The sequence below is a fragment of the Candidatus Krumholzibacteriota bacterium genome, from assembly GCA_034520215.1.
GTDB lineage: Bacteria > Krumholzibacteriota > Krumholzibacteriia > Krumholzibacteriales > WJIX01 > JAGHBT01.
The window spans coordinates 60,611-77,084 of the sequence record JAXHNR010000001.1 but is presented as its reverse complement, the minus strand read 5'-3'; the positions used below and the strand labels follow the sequence as shown (position 1 = coordinate 77,084).

The 16,474-nt window shown below is 43.1% G+C and carries 14 protein-coding genes and 1 tRNA gene; 1 reads left to right on the top strand and 14 read right to left on the bottom strand.

Annotation, left to right across the window (positions count from 1 at the left end):
- Nucleotides 1–7: 7 nt before the first annotated feature.
- From U5O15_00305 to U5O15_00245, 13 genes are all read right to left on the bottom strand, one after another.
- Nucleotides 8–385: a response regulator gene (locus tag U5O15_00305; protein ID MDZ7859103.1), complete on the bottom strand. Its 378-nt coding sequence runs from the start codon at nucleotides 383–385 to the stop codon at nucleotides 8–10.
- 24 nt (nucleotides 386–409) lie between these two features.
- Nucleotides 410–1,021, bottom strand: a complete 612-nt coding sequence (locus U5O15_00300; GenBank protein ID MDZ7859102.1) for a chemotaxis protein CheC — start codon at nucleotides 1,019–1,021, stop codon at nucleotides 410–412.
- Nucleotides 984–2,738, bottom strand: coding sequence for a chemotaxis protein CheA (locus U5O15_00295; GenBank protein ID MDZ7859101.1), 1,755 nt, complete (start codon nucleotides 2,736–2,738; stop codon nucleotides 984–986). The genes U5O15_00300 and U5O15_00295 overlap by 38 nt, the downstream gene beginning before the upstream one ends.
- A 4-nt stretch (nucleotides 2,739–2,742) precedes the next feature.
- Entirely contained in the window at nucleotides 2,743–3,810 is a 1,068-nt protein-coding gene (cheB, locus tag U5O15_00290) for a chemotaxis-specific protein-glutamate methyltransferase CheB (GenBank protein ID MDZ7859100.1), read from the bottom strand.
- Nucleotides 3,810–4,316, bottom strand: a complete 507-nt coding sequence (locus U5O15_00285; GenBank protein MDZ7859099.1) for a chemotaxis protein CheD — start codon at nucleotides 4,314–4,316, stop codon at nucleotides 3,810–3,812. The genes cheB and U5O15_00285 overlap by 1 nt, the downstream gene beginning before the upstream one ends.
- Nucleotides 4,317–4,376: 60 nt before the next feature.
- Nucleotides 4,377–4,883 (bottom strand): chemotaxis protein CheW, encoded by a 507-nt coding sequence (locus tag U5O15_00280; GenBank protein MDZ7859098.1) that lies wholly within the window; start codon nucleotides 4,881–4,883, stop codon nucleotides 4,377–4,379.
- Between the two features lie 40 nt (nucleotides 4,884–4,923).
- On the bottom strand, nucleotides 4,924–6,585 hold the full coding sequence (locus U5O15_00275; protein ID MDZ7859097.1) for a methyl-accepting chemotaxis protein: 1,662 nt from the start codon (nucleotides 6,583–6,585) through the stop codon (nucleotides 4,924–4,926).
- Between the two features lie 25 nt (nucleotides 6,586–6,610).
- Nucleotides 6,611–7,429 carry a protein-glutamate O-methyltransferase CheR gene (locus U5O15_00270; GenBank protein MDZ7859096.1) on the bottom strand — a complete coding sequence of 273 codons (819 nt, stop codon included), beginning with the start codon at nucleotides 7,427–7,429 and terminating at the stop codon, nucleotides 6,611–6,613.
- Nucleotides 7,430–7,851: 422 nt separating this feature from the next.
- Complete coding sequence (locus U5O15_00265; protein ID MDZ7859095.1) at nucleotides 7,852–9,567, bottom strand: ATP-binding protein; 1,716 nt, start codon at nucleotides 9,565–9,567, stop codon at nucleotides 7,852–7,854.
- Between the two features lie 218 nt (nucleotides 9,568–9,785).
- Nucleotides 9,786–11,411, bottom strand: coding sequence for a tryptophanase (locus U5O15_00260; GenBank protein ID MDZ7859094.1), 1,626 nt, complete (start codon nucleotides 11,409–11,411; stop codon nucleotides 9,786–9,788).
- Nucleotides 11,411–12,436: a tryptophan--tRNA ligase gene (gene trpS, locus U5O15_00255; protein ID MDZ7859093.1), complete on the bottom strand. Its 1,026-nt coding sequence runs from the start codon at nucleotides 12,434–12,436 to the stop codon at nucleotides 11,411–11,413. Before trpS ends, U5O15_00260 begins: the two co-directional genes overlap by 1 nt.
- Nucleotides 12,437–12,493: 57 nt before the next feature.
- A tRNA-Trp gene (locus tag U5O15_00250) sits at nucleotides 12,494–12,566 on the bottom strand.
- A gap of 192 nt (nucleotides 12,567–12,758) precedes the next feature.
- A complete protein-coding gene (locus U5O15_00245; protein ID MDZ7859092.1) occupies nucleotides 12,759–14,204 on the bottom strand; it encodes an aminoacyl-histidine dipeptidase in 1,446 nt (481 codons plus the stop codon).
- A gap of 318 nt (nucleotides 14,205–14,522) precedes the next feature.
- Here U5O15_00245 and U5O15_00240 point away from each other — a divergent pair, with 318 nt between their 5' ends.
- Nucleotides 14,523–15,305 (top strand): sulfide-dependent adenosine diphosphate thiazole synthase, encoded by a 783-nt coding sequence (locus U5O15_00240; protein MDZ7859091.1) that lies wholly within the window; start codon nucleotides 14,523–14,525, stop codon nucleotides 15,303–15,305.
- A gap of 85 nt (nucleotides 15,306–15,390) precedes the next feature.
- Here U5O15_00240 and U5O15_00235 read toward each other — a convergent pair whose 3' ends face one another.
- Nucleotides 15,391–16,350, bottom strand: a complete 960-nt coding sequence (locus tag U5O15_00235; protein ID MDZ7859090.1) for a VanZ family protein — start codon at nucleotides 16,348–16,350, stop codon at nucleotides 15,391–15,393.
- Nucleotides 16,351–16,474 lie beyond the last annotated feature (124 nt).

The window sequence follows — 16,474 nt, the reverse complement described above, 5'->3', positions numbered from 1 at the left end:
TCTAAATTTATGTCGCAGCTGGTTGGTTGATGATCTTCTCTACAACCTCTATGACTCTCGACGGATTGAAAGGTTTGATCAGGAAATCCTGAGCTCCAGCCGCCAGCGCGTCCTTAACAAGGGCCTGCTGTCCGAGGGCGCTGCACATAACTATCTTCGCCTTGAAATCATTGGAAATTATCTTTTTGACAGCATCTATACCGTTCATTCCCGGCATAATAATATCCATTGTTACAAGATCGGGCTTAAGTTCATTATATTTTTCAACGGCATCAGAACCGTTTTCAGATTCCCCTACAACCTCCATCCCGCTTCCTTCAAGAATGTCTGTGATCATTTTCCTCATAAATATCGCGTCATCCACAACTAGAATTCTGGCTTTCATCTTTGCTGCTCCTTTCCTAAGTAGTTACACTCCAATAACTTCAAAAAGCTTTTCCAGAGAATCCGTATCGGGGATAAAGAACAGGAAACCATTTACCTGATCTTCTCTGAAATTAAATGCCGTCTCAACAACAATCGCGTAATCTGATTCAATACTGAGATCGGCAAGTATTGAATCCATAACTGCTCCAAGCATGTCTTTTGACACATAAGGAACAGAGTACATAATCTTACTTCCAAGAAAGACTGACATGGTGTTCAGATAACAACCGCACATGATATTTCCGACTTCTTTTAACACTGACAAATTATATTCATCCGGATCTACATCTTCCGGGCGGCTATTAGATACCATATTGACCATCTTATCGGCTTCTGAATAGCTGAGGATCAAAAACATCTTTCCCTTGAAGTTCTCGTTATAACCCTCCAGATAAACAACCGACACCATAGATTCAGGCCCGTCGAAAAGTGTGTTTATTATCTTCAAAGGAATTATATCCACATTAGTTATTGAGACATCTATCCTTTTCTTCATCAGCTCAGACAGACCTGTAATGGCATGAGCAGAGCTGATATTTCCCAGCTCCTTTAAAGCGTCAAGTTTGAGATACGACTGTCTCTCGATCAAATTCATAATTCTGCCTTTCTCTTAATAAATAGCGGGGATCCCATATAAACGCCACTTTGCCGCTTCCAAGCACTGTCGCGCCGGACACCCCTTCCATTCCTCTTATTAAACTCGGAAGTCCTTTTATAACAACCTCTTGCTGTCCCAGTATTCTGCTTACGACTAATCCCCCGATACCCCTTTCCGTCTCCAACACAATAACCTTTACAAATCTCGCCCCAAAATCACTTTTATCTCCCTTGAAGATTTCTCCAGGCTGAATCAAAGGAATAGCTCCATCCTTCGTAAGAAATACTTTGGATCCGCCAACTGTTTTAAATGAATTCTTTTCAACTCTCGTGGTTTCTTTAATATATTCTACAGGTAGAGCGTGGATCTCGCCCGCCACTTTAAACAACAACGCCTTTATAATCGAAAGAGTTATAGGGACCCGCATTTGAATTTTAGTCCCTTCCCCGGGGCTGCTGTCTACGGAAACCGCGCCGCCAAGTGATTCAACAGCTTTTTTCGCGGCATTCATCCCCACTCCCCTTCCCGAATATTTCCCCACTTCTTTTCTTGTGCTGAATCCGGGGGATGTTAATATACGGCATAACTCTTCGCCGGAGCTGTCCGCCAGGGAGTCGTCCTCGATATCAGTATTACCCCTTTTCCTTACAACCTCGCCGAGGTCTATCCCTTTCCCGTCATCCTCAATCTCAATTATCACAAAATTTCTTTCTCTACTGCAACGGAGACTGATTTTACCCACTTCATCCTTTCCGGCTGCTTGTCTCTCTGCCGGAGATTCTATACCGTGATCAAGCGCGTTTCTAATAATATGAACCAGCGGGTCGATCATCATCTCGAGAATTGTTCTGTCCAGCCCTATATCAGCTCCTACAATCTTCAACCTGGCCTTTTTATTCAATTCTTTTGAAACATCTCTTACCAGCCTCTTAAACCTTTGAAACACATTCCCGGCCGGCACAAGTCTGGCTTCAACAATTTCCTTCTGAATCCCCGAAATCAGTCTTCCCGCCATAAGCAGTTCTTCGGCCAATGCCTTTGACTCGATCTCTTCAGCTAAACTGCTCAACCTGAAGCGGCTGATAATCAACTCGCCCACGAGATCCATAAGGTTATCGAGTCTCTCAAGTTCAACGCGGGTGGAAGATATTTTTGTGTAATAACTATCTCTATTTGAGGATTTTATATTTTTATTCTTATCCTTCTCTTTCATATCCTGGTCGTTTCCATAAGCTTTCTCGGTATCCTCCGCGCCCCTTTTGCAGTCAGCTGTTGATTTAGAATCATCTTCTGCTTGTAAATCTTTACCCCCCGTTTCTCTATCTGCTGAATCCTCGAAATTTGCTTTTATAACAGATTTTATTTCTTCCAGCAGTATTCTGGATTTATCACTTTCTCCGTTTTCAACCACATCATTTACCATATCGCGTAGAAAGTCGATTACCTTAAACAGGACATCAGCCTCTTCGCTGGATATACATATCTTTCCCTCTCTGCACATACCAAGAACATTTTCTACTGAATGACTCGCTTCAACCACGGAATCATAGCCCATCGTTCCGGACATCCCCTTTAGATTGTGAGCATGACGAAACAGGTCATCAACAGGCAGCTCGCCGGCACCGTCCTCATGCTTCATAATCCCGTTTTCAAGGGCCTGAAGAATATCCGCGGCTTCATTAGTATAAAGAGTTTTATATTCACTGATTTCCATAAAGCTACACTTCCGCTTTAAATCTTTTTATCTCGTTAACCATCGCCTCTGATATTTTTTCCAACGGAACAACGGCATTTACCAGGCCTTCATTTATAACAGACCCGGTCATCCCCGACACAATACATGTAGCGGGATCCTGAGCAATGATTCTTCCGCCGAATTCGCGCACAACTTCACTTCCGGATAAACCGTCCCTGCCCATTCCCGTGAGCACAACTCCTATCAATTTATCTTTGAATACCGGCGCCAGGGAACTCATAGCGAAATCCATGGAAGGACAAGCTGTCTTTTGCCCTTCATTACGCTGTAAAAGTACACCGGAGAGCATTTCCCCTTTTTCTTCAAATATCAGGTGATTCCCTCCCGGTGCTACTAGAACTCTGCCGGGAAGCAGAAGATCTCCGTTTTGCGCCTCCTTGACAACCATCTTTGATCTTTCATCAAGCCTTTCAGCGAAATGCCGTGTGAACCCTGAAGGCATATGCTGCACCACAACCACTCCGGCCGGAAGATCACCCGGCAGCCTTGGAATGATATCCATTAACGCCCTGGGACCGCCGCTGCTGGCGCCGACAACTATAACGTACTCAAGGACTTCGGATTTTGTTCGCGGTCTCTTGATATTAAAGTCGTAATGCGGAGGCAAAAATCTCACTTTCTTGGGGTGAGCATTGGCAGCCATTTTAACTTTGAACAGCAACTCTTCCTCTGAAAATGATTTGCCGTTCCCTGTTTTGGAAATAAAATCAACTGCGCCGTATTCCAGACATGTGAGTGTCTTCATGGCCGCTTTATCGCCGCAAGCGCTGAGAATAACAACAGGAGTAGGCCATTCACTCATAATATACCGCAATGTCTCCAATCCATTCATACGGGGCATTTCCAAATCCAGAGTGATGCAATCGGGTTTCAATTCCGCAACTTTCTTAAGAATATCATGGCCGTCTCCGGCAATTCCCACTAGTTCAATCGAAGGATCTTTCTCAAAAACATCAGCAATAAGCCTGCTTACAAAACGAGAATCTTCACCTATTAATACCCTGATTTTTCTTGGTCCCCTATTTTCCATTATGTAATTTCCTCATTCCCGTTGGAGTCTCTGACCAGCACCCTCCCGTCAGAGAGATCAAATGTAATCGTTCTACCCTTGCGCCCGCCAACCCTCTCAACAGTTATAGGCACGCCTACCCGCGCCAGTTCATTTTTTACGGCAATTATATTCGAGTCTCCTACACTGAAAGCCCCTTTGCTTCCTGTTATATGGTCGAACATCCTCGCTCCGCCGAATATCTTGGCAGTCAAATCCTGAGTATCGGCTCCGGAATCTGATAAATCTTTGACCATAAGCTTTATAACCGAATCGGCAAATCTTTCTCTGTTCTTGTTGTTACTAACTCTCTTCCAGCTGGGGAGCATGACATGAGCTAAAGCGCCAATTTTCTCCTTTTTATCATATAGGGTTACGCCAACACATGACCCCAGCGCTATCGTCTGCATTTTGTCCGGCGCGCTAGCTGTTTTATATCTACCCATCATAACCTTCCGCGTCGATTCCTCTCTTCTGATGTATTCCACTAGTTGTCCTCCCGGGAACCGGTCTATTTTGTAATAATCTTTTTTTCAAACCTTTTGTAATCAGCAATTAGAAAATTTGATGCTTCTCGCTAATTCATCCATATCCATACAACTATTCATAAGCTTAACTGGATCGATAACTATGATTATTTCACTCTTGGAGTGAATTATTCCAAGCAGTACATCCTCGTTTATGGTCTTCTTTCCTATATGCGGGGATCGCTGTATAATATCTTCTTTGAATTTCACAACTTCCATGACACTGTCAACCTCGAAGCCAACCACACTGTCTTCACTGTCGAGAATCATAAATCTTTTATCATTTTGCCGTTTCTCTTTGTTACTTCCGGGAAGTCCGAGAATAGAATGTATTTCAAGCACAGGTACTATTTCTCCTCTTAAATTAATAACCCCTTTTACGGGTTTCTTCATTCCCGGTACGGGGAATGTGTCAACCGGAAGAATAATTTCTTTAACGTTTGACACTGAAACAGCATAGTTTTCTTCTTCAACCTTAAAGGTAACTACCTGTATCTCAGAAAAACTTTCCTTTGTGTCATGTACCATTACGCAACCCCCCTTGTATCTAGGGTATTTAAAACCTTTTTTAGGCCTCTACTTCTACTTCAGCACTTTCATCACTGAATCGGCTGACATTATCACTCAGCTGTACAGAAAGATTGCTGAGCTCCTGAGCGGCTGTAGCTACATCTTCCATAGTAGATGTCATCTGCTCCATGGATGCGGCGCTTTCCTGTGTTGCTGAAGCATTTTCGCCGGCGCTGCCTGAAATTTCATCTATCGAAGCTGTGACATTTGCCATCCCTCTGCTTAATTCTTTTGTGGCGGCTGATATTCTTCTGGCCATTTCACTTGAGCTTTTAAGCACTTCCACAATCTTATCGAGGAATTTGCCCGTCTTTGTTATTACTTCACGGCCTTCCGTAACCTCCTTGGAACCAATCTCAATGCTTTCAATGGCAGTATTAGTATCCTTCTGAGTCTTCTGAATGAGCTTTGCTATCTCCTCCGCGGCTTTCGCGCTTCCCTCCGCGAGCTTTCTGACTTCTTCCGCGACTACGGCAAATCCAGTTCCCGCCTCGCCAGCTCTAGCCGCTTCAATAGCCGCGTTGAGAGCCAGAAGATTCGTTTGATCAGCTATATCGGTTATTACATCTACGATTTCACCAATCTGGTTCGACCTGTCGCCAAGATGTCTGATTATTTCAGATGATTCCTCGGTTACTTTATATATCTTGTTTATCTTCTCCACAGCCTCGTTAGCCGAATCCCCTCCATCAGTGGCGGTTTTTGACGCGTTAGCGGAGGCGGAAGCGGCAAGTTCAGCGCTTTTAACTACCTGTTTGACCGATCTCTCCATACTTTTGATTTCCCTGTTCATATCCATAACCTTCTGAACCTGCATGTCGGAGGATTCCGCGATGTTCTGAATAGTCATGGATGTTTCTTCCGTAATTGAGTTTACCTCTTCGGTGGAAGCCGACAGGTTTTGAGCTGAAAAATTTACTTTGTCAGAGGTGTTTTTAATAATGTTTATAATCTCCATGATATTACGGAACATATGATCCAGAGATACGCCCAGTTCTCCGAATTCATCCCTGGAATCGATATTAATTCCATCCGCGAGATTCTTTGAATCTTTCGCAACCGATTTGCAGGCGGAAAGAAGACTCTGGAGAGGTTTACGAACCATATTATTAACAAGCGCGTAAAAGAGAAAAAACAGAGCGGCCATCATGGCGCTGTTTACCAGAAATACTCCTAATTTTATTCCCGCTTCATTGGCAACCGCGTGATCGGGGTCAAAAACAAGTTTTAATACCCTTCCCATACCAGCGCCAACTGGTATCATCAAAGAATTTTTGTCAGCGGCACCGTTTGTCTGGGCTTGTTCGGACCCTTCTTCCATTCCAGGCACAACAGCTGGATCTTTGGGATTAAATGTAGTTGCCAGGATTCTGTTATCCGAATCGATCAGTTCGATCCCTTTAAGTTCTGGATAATCCTCTCTTAAATCAGCAAATAGAGAAGTCAGATCTTTACTTTTCTCTATACTTTTAACTTTCAATGTCAAGTCTCCGGTGAATTCACTCCAAAACTCATCCCTTTCAGAGACGGCGTTTTTAACGGCAGTCTCCGATATCCTGATAGTCGAAAAAGAGACAACCCCGCAGGCAATAGCCAGAGATATTGAAGTTACTATAATGATATTCCATTTTACTGATTTTCCCGCCTTGAAAATATCCATTATTAACCCTCCTTAAAATTGATCGTTACGTTATTTTCTGATATACTTTGATTGATGGATTCAATAATTTGAATTTATCTTTCCAAACCTTACTTAGAGCTTCACTTTTACCGAGTATTAATAATCCTGAATCGTTAAGAACGGAATAAAAACTATCTATTACCTCTTCGCGATAATCCCGTTTGAAATGAATCAAAACATTCCTGCATACTACAATATCGAATCCCGAAAACCGGGGGGATGAGAAGAGATCATGCGCGAAAAAAGAGGTTTTTTCCCTGATCCGTTCAATAACAGTATAACCGTCTTCGCTTTTCCTGAAATATTTTCTGATAATATCTTCCGGAACGTATTCCACTTCTTCGTCTGAATAGATGGCTTTTTTTGCCGAATTACACGCCTTTTCGGAAATATCGGTTCCGATAACTTCAGCTTCTATCTCATAATTTTTGAGAAACTTGTCCAGCAGTATCGAAATACTGTATGCCTCCTGTCCCGTGGAACACCCGGCACTCCAAATCCTGATATCATCCGCGGCTCCCCTTTTCTTCCTTTCGACAACGGCGGGCAGCAACTTGCTCGGGAAATAATCAAAAACATCCAGATCGCGAAAGAATTCAGTAACATGAATCGTTGTAGAATCCGTTATATTTCTCAACTCAGAGGGATTGGCATAAAGATACAGAATATAATCGTGTATATTACTAAGACCCAGCGCAAACTGCCTGTGGGACACCCTTCTGTTTAAAGTTGTTGGACGATACTTGGACAGATCAAATCCGGTCTCTGATTTGACATATAAAACAAGATCATCTATATCGAGTCTTTTCTCCGCAGTTTTCATTTCCCGCCCTGGCATTAAAAATAATTGTCTATCCCCTGTTTTTTTACCACCTATTTATAAAGAGTGTTGCTACCGGAAAGGAAGCTCGCAAATGCTATTCCACTTAGACGGCATGCTACACACATCTATTCAGGAAATAATGATAAATCAGCATTACTGACTTAATAACAAGCAGTTACAATAATGATAGGCGGAATTAAAAATAGAGCAGGGGAAGTAAAAACTACAACAGGAATGTTTGAGGAATTACAGTAAACATCTTGCTTTTTGCAAACAAATTGTAAAGAGGTTTGCAAATGGGAAAACTCACGTCAGAAAGAGTTGATATTCAAACAATTACACAAGTGCATAAAAATTCTAAATAAATTGCTGCTTCTGCTGATAATAATATAGAAAAATTGAAGCGAAGATTTTATAGATGATTAAAAGGTCTTTTCTTCAATATCTAATACTTTGCCCGGCTTTTTATCCGGATTTATATCAGTGGGAATGGAAAATGAAAAAGTGTTTCCTTCCGGTTCTCTCCTATCTATCCAGACACGTCCGCCGTGAAGGTCAACGTAATGTTTAACGAGGCGAAGCCCCACTCCCATACCATCTCTCGATCGACTCGGTCCGCCGTCTATCTGAGTAAAATCCATAAATATCCTGTTTATATCTTCATCCTTGATGCGGGGAGCCTTATCGCTGATCGAGACAACCACTTCTTCTTCATCACAGCTTGTGTGAACGATTATTTCCTCCCCTTCCTTAGTAAATTTCACCGCGTTGCCGAGAAGATTAACACAAACCTGCTGCAGGCGCATCACATCGAAATTGATAATAGGGATATTCTCATCCAAATCGCATAAAACTTTTATACTTTTACTATTGGCTTTCCGCTCAAGAGATTTTGCTGAAATCCGTACTATTTCATTTATGCTCCCCTGGGCAATATCAAGCATTGTATTGGAAACTTCCACTTTTGAAAGATCAAGCAGATCATTAATGATCCCCAGCAATTTACTCGATTGGCTGAAAATAACGTCCAGGAATTCTTCCTTCGTTTCCGCATCTATAGGATTTAGATCATCTTCACCTTTCAGACTGTCAACATAAGCCATTATAACCGATAAGGGTGTTCGCAGCTCATGACTTACCCTGCCGAGAAATTCATTCTTCAATCTATCGAGATCGACGAGTTTTCTGTTCTTTTCAACAAGTTCACGATTCTTACTTCTTATCTTCTCTTCGAGAATCTTCCTCTCAGTAATATTATGAGAGATTGACAGAATATATGGATTATTTCTCAATCTCATAATACTAACATCCACATCAAGATATACAATATCACCGTTCTTCTTAACATAAGGAATATCTGTGAGCCGGCTCAATTCACCCTTAATTACGCGTGTTACTATATTTTTCGATTTCCACCGTCTATCGGGTGTTGTAAATTCAAAAATTTCTTTGCCTATAATTTCATCCTTCGTATATCCAAATACCTTTTCAATTGAATCGCTGCACTCTATGACCTTTCCGCTTAGATCTAAAAGTGTTATGATATCTTTCGCGTTATTCATAAGATTCTTGTACTTATTTCCAAGAAAAGTCAGATCATCCAGCATAATGGAATTTCCAACGGCAATTGAAGTCAATCTGCTGAAATTCTTAATAAGTTCAAGGTCTGTGTCCGAGAAATGGTCAGGCTCATAGCTTCCGACATTTAGGGTGCCGATAAATGAACCCTTGGCCATAAGTGGTATAACAACATCCGATCTGAGATTATCCTCCTTCATAATCTCTTCAAAGCGGTTATCCCCAAAGATATCCCTCCTGTAAACCGGCTTTCTGTTAATAGCGACCCATCCAATAATATTACTCTCATCGAGGGGCACATAACTGCCCTCGTACGAATCATCGCCGTTTTTTCTGTATATGTGCCTTAAGTTAAGGCAGTTCTTATCCTTATCGTGGACAGCCACACATCCTATGTCATAATCAACGACCCTGTTCATCTCCCTTGCTATCCTTGACAGAACGTGTTTGAGGTCCAGGCGGGAATTAACAATATTGGCTATTTCCATCACTGCTGAAAGCTGTTTTCCCTCACAATCAGCTTCAACATTTTTTAGAATTGTGCTGTTATCATTTATCATATAATAATTATTCCTCCCCCGGACTGCCCCTGATATGAAAAAAATTCAATCACATATTTATATGCATTAAATATTCCATAAAATGATTTCAGCTTTCGGGGTCTGCCTGTAAAATGTAAATTCTGTGGCGGGGATCAGGGTAGAATTTCCAAGGGGGATTTTTTTTAAGGTCTGAAGATGAATTACAGCAGGAGGGAATAAAAAAAATTCCACAATCTCTACTTTTTAAATGAAAATCTGCTTTTAAAATGCCGCAGAGGCAAATCGCGTCCATACTCGACATTAACACCGGGTACACGGTCCCTGCCGGCAAAAAGGACTTTTACGGCTTCAGCGAAAGCCATCAGATCGGCATCCTCATAAGCAAGGCGGGGAACAGCCGCTCTTACATAATTTACTCTCGGATCCGGCGGAAGCTCTTTTCCGTTCTTGTATCGTCCGAAGGCGTAAGTGCCCAGTTCACAAACTCTATGTCCGGCAATCAAAAGAAGTGCCGCTATGGAAATTCCCATAAAATCTTCAGTCTTAATTCCATCAAAAAATTTGTCGATATTAATATATACAGCGTGCCCGCCCGCGGGTTCAATTATGGGGATTCCGTCCGCGGTAAGTCTATCGGCAAGTCTTTTTACCTGGTTTATTCTCATATCCAGATAATCCTGTCTTATCACAACCCTCAGCCCCTCAACAATCGCCTTAAGATCTCTTCCGGCAAGCCCCCCGTATGTGGGATGCCCTTCTGTCATTATTTGATAGTTTGTTAATTCTTCTTTAAAATCAGGATATTTTTCTGTAAACCGTCCACCCTCCTTCAGAACAACCGCTCCACCCATATTAACAAGACCATCCTTTTTCAAGCTGATATGAAAACCGTCAACATAGCCGAACATCTCATGCACTATTTCAGAAATACGCTTTCCAGAGTAGCCCTCTTCATGTTTTTTGATAAACCACGCGTTCTCGGCAAATCTGCAGGCATCAAAGAAGAATGGTATATTAAAACGGTCGGTTGTTTCTCGAATCTTTTTAATATTAGCCATGGAAACCGGCTGCCCGCCGGCTGTGTTGTTAGTAATGGTCAGATATACAAGCGGGATCCTGTCTCCTTCATTTTCCAGTAAATTTTCGATCTCGTCGGTATCCATATTTCCCCTGAAGTGACTGCCGCGGCTGTCTGTCAGATGCTCCGGGCAAGGCAGGTTTACAGGGACCATTCCTTTATCCTCAATATTGCCCTGTGTTGTGTCAAAATGCGAATTGCTCGGAATGATAACCAAAGGACCAGACGACCGGTCTGCTCCGGGCCTGACACTTAGTAAATTTGATTTAATACGTTTCTTTAATTTAGGCAGAAGACCGTTCGACAGTTTAGTTTTTCCCTTACTTGTGATCAAACGCTTCAAAACAGTAAACAGGGCGTTTTCCGCGGCCCTGCCCTGGTGGAAAATAAACAGATTTCCTCCCGACTTACAACTTGCGTCACATTTCCAATCCTCGCCGAAAGTCTCAGGAATCTGATTCTTAAGTTCAAAATATCCCTCGTTGGAGCCATAAGCCTCATCTCCCAGAAACATCGCCGCCCACTGTCTCATTGTCATTGTGGTAGTGCCTGAATCGGAGAGCAGATCGCAACCCGGGATCATATCAGACCGGAATATAAACGGGTTCAGTCCGGCTTCACCTTCGAGAAGGTCGCGCCTTTTTTCAAAATTTTCAATTGAACAATTTCTGAAGCGGACCGACGCGTTTCGATAGGGACGAGGCCTGAAATAACGGCCGGGCTTATTTTTTTTGTTTATCTTATCTTTGAATTCAGAAATGAAAAAGTCTATAGCCTCCGACATTAAACACCCCTCCTGATTGGAAGTTTCATAGCTTCTTTTACTTCTTCAAGTGTCCCTGCAGCTATCCGGCGGGCATTGGACGCGCCGGATTCTAAAATATCGGTGATTATTTCCGGTTTTTGTTCAAAGTATTTTCTTTTTTCTCTTATCGGGCGCAGCGCTTCATTCATTTTAGCCGCGAGCTGCATTTTGCAGTCAACGCATCCTCTTTCGCCCGCTTCGCACTCGGAACGTATACCGCCGAGATTTTCATTGTTATATATTTTGTGAAACGCGAAGACAACACATCCGTCAGGATGGCCGGCGTCATCTTTCCTTATCTTAACGGGGTCTGTAAACATGCTCTTAATCTTTTTAGTGGTTTCTTCCTCCCCGAGGGAAAGAGCTATATGATTCCCGGAGCTCTTACTCATCTTCTTATCTACGCTGTCAATTCCAGGCACTTTCGGAACTTTGGTAAGAAGTGATTTTGTGAGGGGAAAGACATCCCTGCCGTAGAGATTGTTGAATCTGGCGGCCAGATCTTTTGTCATATTGATATGAGCTTCCTGATCTTTCCCAACGGGCACTAAATCTCCCTTATAGAGAAGAATGTCCGCGGACTGCAGTGTTGGATATCCAAGTAGTCCGTAGCTCGGAGATTCTATCCCGTAATTCTTTACCATATCTTTGTATGTAGGATTGCGTTCCAACCAGCCGAGAGGCGTAACCATTGAAAAAATCAAGTTGAGTTCCGCTACTTCAGGAACAAAGGACTGAACAAAGATGGAACATTTGTCCGGATCGAGGCCCGCCGAAACCCAGTCTATCGCTATTTCATTGATATTATCTCTCAAACCATCAAGATTTTCATATCCAACAGCGCCGCCGCCTCCAGGCGTCGTTAGAGAATGCCAGTCAACTATGAAAAAATAACAGTCATATTCATCCTGCAGGGAAACCCAATTGTCAAGCGCTCCCAGTAGATTCCCCAGGTGGAGACTGCCTGTAGGCCGCATACCGCTGGTGACCCTCTTTTTTGGCATTCACTACCTCCTCATATCCTTTTCAAATTTAAATCCAATGGAAGAGATAATAAAAAGTAGGGATGGCAGGACTCGAACCTGCAACCGCCGGTTTTGGAGACCGATGCTCTGCCAATTGAGCCACATCCCTTTAATGTAATTTTAAATAATAATAATAACTCAAAGAACAAAGTCAAGCCCTTAAGTTTCAACAATAAACACCTGTCGTACTCTCTGTAAACCTAATGACAACCAACCCGGAATAATCGCCGTATTGCCGGAGTACCGGCGGCAAATCCGGACTCCGGCAAGGCAATAATTCATCTTAAATTCCGTTATATCTCTATGCCATTTCTTCGAGCACCGCGGTGAGAAGCTTCCAGAATGACTCAACGGAAGGGATGTTAACTCTCTCTTCCGGTGAATGAGGGTGCTCTATCCACGGGCCGAATGAAACCATATCCATACCCGGGAATTTCTCGCCGATTATTCCGCATTCCAGACCGGCGTGAATAGCTTTCATCTCGGGCTCCTCTCCAAATTCCCTTTTATGTACATCTTTTACTACACCGAGGATCTTTGAATCAAGATCAGGCATCCACCCCGGATAAGGCGCTTCCTCCTGAACTTCGGCACCGGCAAGACGTCCGACGGCGCCTATTCGCGCGCTCAGGGCGTTTAAAGCTGTGATAATCGAGCTTCGTGTTGATGTACCTATAACGGCCGTATTATCATCCATCTTAATGGTTGCGAGGTTGGTTGACGTCTCCACAAGCCCTTCTATATCATAGTTCATAGCCTCGATGCCGTGAGGAAGAGCAGTCAGAAGGTCAAGAAGAGTTTTTTGTGATTCCTTCGTTACAACCTTATCAGGAGCCTCCTCTGAAGAGACGACGACTTTAAGACCCTTCTCGCGCCCCCCCAATTCTATAGCTATAGTTTCAACTTCGCTCTTAGCTATCTTTTCAATTTCTCCAATATCCGAGCTCTGAGCTGCTACCAAAGCAACCGCTTCCCTCGGAATGGCATTCCTCATCTTCCCGCCTTCAATGGAAGTTATGCTGATTTCCTTCTCACAGAAAATCTTTGAAAGGATCCTCGTGAGTATTTTAATACCGTTACCCCTCTGTTCAATAATATCTATTCCTGAGTGTCCTCCGCGAAGCCCCGTTACTCTTATAGAGACTCCTTTCAAATCAGACGGTGTATCGGTTTTTTCAAGCGGCAGTCTAAGAACACTGTCACCACCTCCGGCACAGCCGATATAAGCGGCTCCTAACTCTTCGCTATCCAGATTCATCAATGTCTTTCCCTTGAGGAATCCGGGCTCCAATTTGCCCGCGCCGATTAATCCAACTTCCTCACTTACAGTGGAGAGTATCTCCAGAGGACCGTGAGTAACATCTTCATCAATTACTGCAAGCGCCGCCGCTACTCCGACACCATTGTCAGCTCCCAGTGTCGTACCCTTAGCCGTAAGCCAGTCGCCGTCGATTTCAGTCTTGATTGTATCTTTCGCGAAGTCATGATCCGCATCGTTGTCTTTTTCACAAACCATATCAAGATGCCCCTGGAGAACGACTACAGGCGCATCTTCATGTCCCTCAGTAGCCGGTACGCGGATTACAACGTTGCCCGCCGCATCTTTTTCAGCTTCAAGGCCTTTTTCTTTGGCAAATGATAATAGATAATTGCCAAGTTCTTCTTCATTACCTGAACAATGCGGAATTTCGCATATTTTCCCGAAATGTTCCCAGAGCTTAGCCGGTTTAAGTTCATTTAATGACATCTACCCTACCTCCTTCAAGTTTTCGCCAGCACAGATGCTAACCGTCTGACGCTTATTCATGTTTAAAACCGTATCAAATACATTCAATACATAAAACGCCTTCTGTTTCTATTTAAGGAAACTCATTATACGGGACAAATTAAAAATGGTCAACCCCTGCTTAATTTTAATCCTATAAAAAGAATAGTCTTGACCTCGATAGTCAGATTGGTTAAGAAATAAAGCAGATGTAGAGAAATTGCAGTAATATAATGAATAAAAAGTAGATCTAAAATCATCATCACCCTTAATATGTCCTGAATTCTAAGGAGAAACGAAATGCCATTGGATGAGAAAATAGTAACCGAAGCTATAATAAAGACTTACACCAACAAGCTTCTGGACTCACTAAATTGTGACGTCGTTATTGTAGGTGCCGGTCCTTCAGGTCTGGTCGCGGCTTCAGATCTCGCGGCAGCTAATTTTAAAACAATAGTCATTGAGAGAAAGCTCAGTATCGGAGGAGGAATGTGGGGCGGGGGCATGATGATGAACGAGATAGTAGTTCAGGAAGAAGGCAGGGAAGTTCTTGATGAATTTGGTGTTAAAACCACTCCCTTCTCGGAAGGATACTATACCGCGGATTCAATAGAAGCGGTTTGCTCAATCGGTGCCGCCGCGGTTAAGAATGGAGCTAAAATCTTCAACCTGATCATGGCGGAAGATATAATGCTTAAAGATAATAAAGCCGCCGGGATAGTGATCAACTGGTCCTCGGTCGAAATGGCGGGACTGCACGTAGACCCGCTTACGATCGAGTCAAAATATATCGTTGACGCCACAGGCCATCCGGCTGAAGTAATAAGGATAATCGAAAACAAGGTTGATTCAAGACTTATGACTCCGTCTGGAAAAGTGGAAGGGGAGCAATCCATGTGGGCCGACAGAGCCGAACAAACAACACTTGAAAATACACGCGAAGTCTTTCCTAATGTATTTATTGCGGGTATGTGCGCGAACGCAGTGTTCGGTTCATACCGAATGGGCCCCATATTCGGAGGCATGCTCCTTTCAGGAAAAAAGGTGGCAAAAACCCTTTCTGAAAAACTAAAAAAGCTGTAAATAAGGCTAAGCGGCTGTCAAGGCGCGAACAAACGAAATATTCATATTTAGCAATCCTTTCTATAGTATTGGAGTTTCCCCAATTTTAATTTCCCCCGCGATTCTCTCTTTTTATTAATAAAACATCATCGAGGTAAACAGTTCTAGGCACCGGAAGGGACATGCTGAAAAATGAGATTTCTTCTATCCTATTCAAGTTCATTTTTCTGGTTGAAGGGGCATTCCGCAGGTCGCAGACGGGGATAGCAAAAGTATTCCATCCGCCTTTCAGAATAAAAGAACGATTGAAACGATCCAAATACGCGTTTCCATGTTTTATATGCTTGTTATCGTGAACGCGGCAGGCCACTTTTAAATCCGCCGTATCAGGATTGCAAAACGAAAACTTCAGCGTGTCGTACTCTTCCCATTTCCCCAGAGAATACTTCATAGTAACAGGGGAATATGTTTTTGTTGTAAATTCTATTTTTAATGAAGAATCCCCGCCGCGCGAAATATTACCGGAAATCGATATCTCTCCATCAGCCCTCCAGCGGCCAATTTCAAACGGTGTCTCAAAGTTTGCAAGCACCGGGAATTGTCTCGCCGCAATGTATTCATCCGCTATTGAAACAAGAAAGGGTCGTGCTGTAATTATCGCGAGAATGGTAATTAAAAGAACACCCATCAACCTCCCCGCTTTTTTGCCGCCGGCACTAACTTTCCCCAAAAGCAGCATGCCTATCGCGCTGCCGGATAAATCTCTGAGTATATCGAGGAGGTCAAACTGCCGGCCTACAAAATATTGAATTCCTTCCGTTGCCGCGGCAAGTAAAGCGGTAAATGATAATACTAAGACCCATTGTGATATCAGGGCTTTATCTGCAAATTTCTTCCAATCCCGATAGAGAATATAAGTAAATAAAATAAAAAGGACCGCGTGACCCAGATCCCAGCCATCCCTAATAGATCTGGCCGCGTTATAACCAGGTCCACCTATAACCAGAAAAATCAACCCGCCGGCAAAGAAAACATGCAGGATTATTCCTCTGATAGTTTTGTTCAATTTTTCCTCTCTTTGCCGAAAAGCAGCACGGATGGGGTTAAGTTCTTCTGCCTACTCTACACCCGGGTTGCTGTCCCTTCGACTTCAGCAGCACAATATATAAATTGATAACCGGTATTATTAT